The sequence below is a fragment of the Streptomyces sp. NPDC024632 genome (assembly GCF_055559175.1).
Map to the genome: position 1 here is coordinate 227964 of NZ_JBVHLD010000013.1, position 6083 is coordinate 234046.

Annotated in this window: 3 protein-coding genes; all 3 read left to right on the plus strand. The window is 71.4% G+C overall.

Translation table 11 applies throughout. The annotated features are described in order from the left end of the window. Window positions 1–130: 130 nt before the first annotated feature. Window positions 131–1732, plus strand: coding sequence for an FAD-dependent oxidoreductase (locus ACZ37P_RS26645; RefSeq protein WP_401306928.1), 1602 nt, complete (start codon window positions 131–133; stop codon window positions 1730–1732). Beyond that, the gene (locus tag ACZ37P_RS26650) at window positions 1729–3933 is read left to right on the plus strand and encodes a glycoside hydrolase family 3 N-terminal domain-containing protein (RefSeq protein ID WP_467348965.1); all 2205 of its coding nucleotides are present in this window, start codon (window positions 1729–1731) and stop codon (window positions 3931–3933) included. Before ACZ37P_RS26645 ends, ACZ37P_RS26650 begins: the two co-directional genes overlap by 4 nt. A gap of 317 nt (window positions 3934–4250) precedes the next feature. Continuing rightward, window positions 4251–5942 carry a right-handed parallel beta-helix repeat-containing protein gene (locus ACZ37P_RS26655; RefSeq protein ID WP_467348967.1) on the plus strand — a complete coding sequence of 564 codons (1692 nt, stop codon included), beginning with the start codon at window positions 4251–4253 and terminating at the stop codon, window positions 5940–5942. Window positions 5943–6083: the final 141 nt, after the last annotated feature.

Genomic DNA, 6083 nt, shown 5'->3' on the forward strand with positions numbered 1-6083 from the left:
ACAGCACGCATCTCACGACAGCGGGCGGCGTCCGTCGATCACGGCTGCCCTGAAGACACCCGGCACGACCACCGAGCCGGAACCGACCGTTCCGACCGGCAGAGACCGGTGACAAGGAGTTCTTGGGCACATGGCAGAGATACGAACAGAGATCCTCGTGGTCGGCGGTGGGCTGGGCGGCGTCGCGGCCGCGCTCACGGCGGCGCGGCTCGGCCGTACGGTGGTGCTCACCGAGCCCACCGACTGGCTCGGCGGGCAGCTCACCGCCCAGGCCGTGCCACCCGACGAGCACCCCTGGATCGAAGGCCCCGCCTGCCCACCCGGCTACGCCGACCTGCGCAGACGCGTGCGCGACTACTACCGCCGCAACTACCCGCTCACGCCCGGGGCGGCGCGGGACCCCCGACTCGATCCGGGTCTCGGCATCGTCAGCCGGATGTGTCACGAACCGCGGGTGGGCGCGGCCGTCATCGAGGAGATGCTGGCCCCCTGGCGGGCCTCCGGCGCGATCACCGTGCTGACCGGGTACGAGCCCGTCGCCGCGCACACCGAGGGCGACCGTGTCGAGGCGGTCACACTGGCCGGACGGCACGACGACCGCCGGATCACCGTCCACGCCTCCTACGTCGCGGACGCCACCGAACTCGGCGACCTGCTGGAACTGGCCGGTGTGGAACACGTCATCGGCGCCGAGGGCCGCGACGAGACCGGCGAGCCCCACGCGCCCGACACCGCCGACCCCCTCGATCAGCAGGCCGTGTCCTGGTGCTTCGCCCTGGAACACCGGCCGGGCGAGGACCACGTCATCGACCGGCCGGACACCTACGACCACTGGCTCACCACCACCGCGCCCTTCTGGCCGGGACCGCAGCTCTCCCTCACCGACGTCGTTCCGATCACCCTCGAAGAGCGCACCTGGACGCTGATGGGCGCCGACCAGAGCGCGGGGGAGCACTTCGACCTGTGGCAGTTCCGGCGCGTCCTGGCCCGCGAGCAGTTCGCGCCCGGAGCCTTCGCCTCGGACCTCACCGTCGTCAACTGGCCCCAGATCGACTACTGGGAGGCGCCGCTGCTCGGCGTGAGCGCCGAGGCCCGGCAGGCGGCCCTCGCCGCCAGCCGCGACCTGTCGCTGTCCTTCCTGCACTGGCTCCAGACCGAGGCCCCGCGCCCCGACGGCGGCACCGGCTACCCCGGCCTGCGCCCGCGCCCCGATGTCACCGGCACCGCGGACGGCCTGGCCAAGACGCCGTACATCCGCGAATCCCGCCGTATCAAGGCGGAGTTCACCGTCCTCGAACAGCACGTCGGAGTCCAGGCGCGGCCCGAGGGCGCGGGCAGCGAGGTCTTCCACGACAGCGTCGGCCTCGGCAGCTACCGCATCGACCTGCACCCCTCCACCACCGGCCGGACCTACATCGACATCGACTCCTACCCGTTCCAGATCCCGCTGGGCGCGCTGATCCCGGTCCGGGTCGATAATCTGCTGCCCGCCAACAAGAACATCGGCACCACCCACATCACCAACGGCTGCTACCGCCTGCACCCCGTGGAGTGGGCCATCGGCGAGGCCGTCGGCGCTCTGGCCGGATTCTGCCTGGACCGGGCGCTGCCGCCGCGCAAGGTCCGGTCCGACCAGGCGCAACTGGCCGACTACCAAAGGCTGCTGAGCCGTACCCTCGGCATTTCGCTGGCCTGGCCCGAGGCGGTCAGGACCCGGACGGAGGACCGATGAACCAGGGAGAGCCCACGATGCCGAACCCGGCGCGCGCCGACGACCACGAGACCCGTATCGCCGACCTGCTCGGCCGGATGACCGTCGAGGAGAAGTTCGGACAGTTGCAGCAGCTCGCCTGGGCCTGGAACACCGGTCCCGGCGGGGGCAGTACCGGCGCGGTCGAGGCCGCGGCGCGCAAGGGCCTGCTCGGCTCGGTGCTCAACGTGGTCGGCGCCGCGAACAGCAACGCCGTTCAGCGCATCGCGGTGGAGGAGTCCCGGCTCGGCATTCCGCTGGTCTTCGGCCTGGACGTGATCCACGGATTCCACACCACGTTTCCCATTCCGCTGGCCCAGGCGGCGGCCTTCGACCCGGCCGTGACGCGGACCGACGGCGAGGTCTCGGCGGCCGAGGCCCGGTCCAACGGCGTCCACTGGACGTTCTCGCCGATGGTGGACGTCACCCACGAGCCCCGGTGGGGCAGGATCGCCGAGAGCCCCGGCGAGGACCCCTATCTGGGCGCGCGCTACGCGGTGGCCAAGGTGCGCGGGTACCAGGGGGACGACCTGTCCGCGCCGGACCGGGTGGCCGCCTGCGCCAAGCACTTCGTGGCGTACGGCGGCGCCGAGGGCGGGCGCGACTACAACACGGTGGACGTCTCCGAGCAGCGGCTGCGCAACCTCTACCTGCCGCCGTTCGAGGCCGCCGTCGCGGCGGGAGCGGCCACCGTCATGGCCGCCTTCAACACCGTCAGCGGTGTTCCCGCGCACGCCGACCCCCGTACGCTGACCGGCGTTCTGAAGGACGGCTGGGGGTTCGACGGGGTCGTGGTCAGCGACTGGACGGGGGTCCAGGAGCTGATCGCGCACGGCAGCGCGGCCGACGAGGCCGACGCCGGGCGGCTGGCGCTGTCGGCGGGTGTGGACCTGGAGATGGTGTCCACCACCTTCGTCGACCACGGCCCGGCCCTGCTGGAGCGCGGCGAGTTGAGCCAGGAGCGGCTGGACGACGCCGTGGCCCGCGTCCTGCGGCTGAAGCTGCGGCTCGGTCTGTTCGAGCGGCCGTACGTCGAGGAGTCCGCCGAGATCACCGCCCCGAGCGCCGCCGCACGGGCCGCCGCCCGCGAGGTGGCGGGCCGCTGCGTGGTGCTGCTGAAGAACGACGGCGGAGCGCTGCCGCTGGACGCGACCGCCATCGGGACGCTCGCCGTCCTCGGCCCGTTCGCGGACAGCGGCGATCTGCTGGGCACGTGGGCGCTGCCCGGAGCGCCCGAGGCCGTCCCGGTCCTGCGGAGCCTGCGCGAAGCCCTGCCGGACGCGGTTGTCACCCACGCCCCCGGCGTTCCCGCGGACGGCTCCGACGTCTCCGGCCTTCCGGAGGCCGTCGCGACGGCCGCGGCAGCCGACGCCGTCGTCCTGGTGGTGGGTGAGCCCTCCGAGATCAGCGGAGAGGCGGCGGTCCGCAGCGACCTGGGACTTCCCGGCCGCCAGGAGGAGTTGATCAGGGCGGTCGCCGCGACGGGCACGCCGTGCGTGGTGGTGCTCGTGGGCGGGCGGCCGTTGACGATCGGGGACTGGGCGGACCAGGTGCAGGCGGTCGTCATGGCCTGGCACCCCGGCATCGAGGCGGGCCCGGCCGTCGCCGACGTGCTCACCGGGGCCGTCGTCCCGGGCGGCAAGCTCCCCGTGACCTTTCCGCGGACGGTGGGCCAGGTCCCGCTGTACTACAACCACGAGCGCACCGGCCGCCCGTACGACCCGGCCGTGCCGGAGGAGAAGTACGTCTCGAAGTACCTCGACGTCCAGGACGGCCCGCGATTCCCCTTCGGCCACGGCCTGAGCTACACCGACTTCGCCCTCGACGAGCCGACGCTCAGCCGCGAGCGGATCACGGTGCGCGAACTCCTGGCGGGCGAGACGGTCGAGGTCACCGTCCGCGTCCGCAACACCGGCGAGCGCGAAGGGGAGGAGGTCGTCCAGCTCTACGTCCAGGACCCCGTGGCCGCCATCGCCCAGCCGGTCCGCCGCCTGCGGGGGTTCGACCGGGTCCGGCTGGCCGCAGGGGAGGAGCGGGCGGTCCGCTTCACCCTCGGCGCCGACGACGTCGGCTTCTGGACGAACGACCCGGCCGGGGTCTTCACCGTGGAGCCGGGCGAGATCCACGTCCACACCGGCAACAGCTCGCGCACCCAAGCGCGCCGGACTTTCCGCATCACCTGACCAAAGCGATACCCGACCATCCCGATACCTGGCCTTCCGGCCCGCCTGACCATCCGGATACCTGACCAGAGCCTCCGCGCAGAGGCGTACCGCCCGCGCGGGCACATCACCTCGACCCACGGAAAGGAGCGCGCACGAGGTCCCGTGGAGCCGGATCCGGGGTCCGCGACGCCGTGAACGTCGCGGCCCGGAAGCGCACACGGACTGCCCGGCACCGCGCCGGTACACGCCGGACGCGGTTGGCCGAGGCATGCCCCCACCACGATTCATCGGCTGCGTGCCTGTGCGTCGACATACGCACGCAGTGAGGGAGAACCATGAGAGCAAAGGCGCTCACACTCGCGATCGTACCTGTCGTCCTCGGCTGCCTGCCCGCCACAACGGTCGCGGCACACGCCGCGACGGCGACGTACTACGTCTCGCCGAGCGGCAGCGACAGCAACACCGGACTGTCACCCGCCCAGGCGTGGAAGACCGTCGCGAAGGTCAACGGCTCCGCCTTCCCCCAGGGAAGCTCCGTCTCCTTCGAAGGCGGGCAGACCTTCACCGGCTGCCTGGTCTTCAACTCCGTCAACGTGCCGTCGTCGTCCGCGTCCACGCCGTTCGTGGTGAACTCCTACGGCACCGGTCAGGCCACCCTCTCCTCGAACTGCACCGGCGACTACTCGGCGGCCGTGACGGCCGACAACGTCAGCGGCTTCCAGTTGACCGGACTGAAAGTGGTCAACAGCTCCACGACCGCGGCCGGCGTCCTGCTGGAGAACCAGAACGGCACGGCCGCCACCCAGGGGCTGGCGGTGTCCGGCTCCGACATCTCCGGATTCTCCACACCCGCCGGAAGCAGCAGCTCGTTCGGCGGGGAGATCATGATCCTCGGCTACGCGGTCAACGGGCACAGCGGGCCCCTGAACGACGTCCAGATCCGTCACAACAAGCTGCACGGCGCGAGCGTGACCTCACCGGACGGGCCCGGCATCTACGGCTGGGGCTCCGGGGAGAACATCACCGACGTCACGGTCGAGGGCAACACGGTCTACAACCTCGGCATGCCCGCGAAGAATACGGGTGCGGGCATCACCGGCAACGGCTGGGACGGCGCGGTGATCCAGCACAACGTGATCCACGACGTGGGCGCGAACGTGACCTCCTGCGGCGGCGCGAGCGGCATCGAGACGTACACCTCGAACAACGTCACCATCAGGTACAACGAGGTCTACAACGTGCAGCCGTACCCGGCGTTCACGGCCGGGTGCGACTGGGACGGCATCGACCTCGACGGCGGCACGACGAACTCGGTGGTCGAGTACAACTACACCCACCACAACGCCGGCAGCGGCCTGCTCGCCTACACCTCGACCGTCGACTCCAAGGTGTGGGGTCCCAACACCTACCGCTACAACATCTCCGAGAACGACGACTGGGCCAAGATCCAGGGCGGCCTGATGACCGTCGTGCCCAACGCGCCGAAGAACGCGCTGTCGGTCTACGGGAACACCTTCTTCACCAACGTCGCCCAGAGCACCAAGTCCACGGCCAGCGCCTGCTTCAACTTCGGCTACAGCGCGGGCACCTGGGCCGGCGGCTCACTGATCGCGGACAACATCTGCGACATGGGCAACAGGGACCAGTACGGTCACCCCGGCCAGTTCTACTACAACGTCTACGGCCAGACCGGCATGACCCTGTCGCACAACCTGTACTACGCGGCCAGCTCCCCGGCCTGGCGCTGGGGCGGCACCACCTACAGCACCTTCGCCGCGTGGCAGGCCGCGGGAGTGGAGACCGGACCGGTCTTCGGCGACCCGCTGTTCACCTCGCCCGGCACCGGCGGCACCTGCGCCTGGACGCCGTCCTCCGGCGCGGGACCGCAGCCGTGCCCGCAGGCGTACACGCTCGCGTCCGGCTCCCCGGCCGCGGGTTCGGGAGTCGCCGTCTCCGGCAACGGGGGCGTGGACTACTACCAGAGCGCGATCCCCGGCACCCCCAACATCGGCGCCGACGCCGGTTAGCACCCTGCCCCCGCACCTGCCGGGGCGGCCCGTCGCACGCGATGAGCGGCGGGCCGCCCCGGCGGGGTGAAGGGGACCCCGCCCGGCCCGAAACCGCGGCACCCCACAAAGAACAGTTCTCCGGGGAGATAGAACGGGATG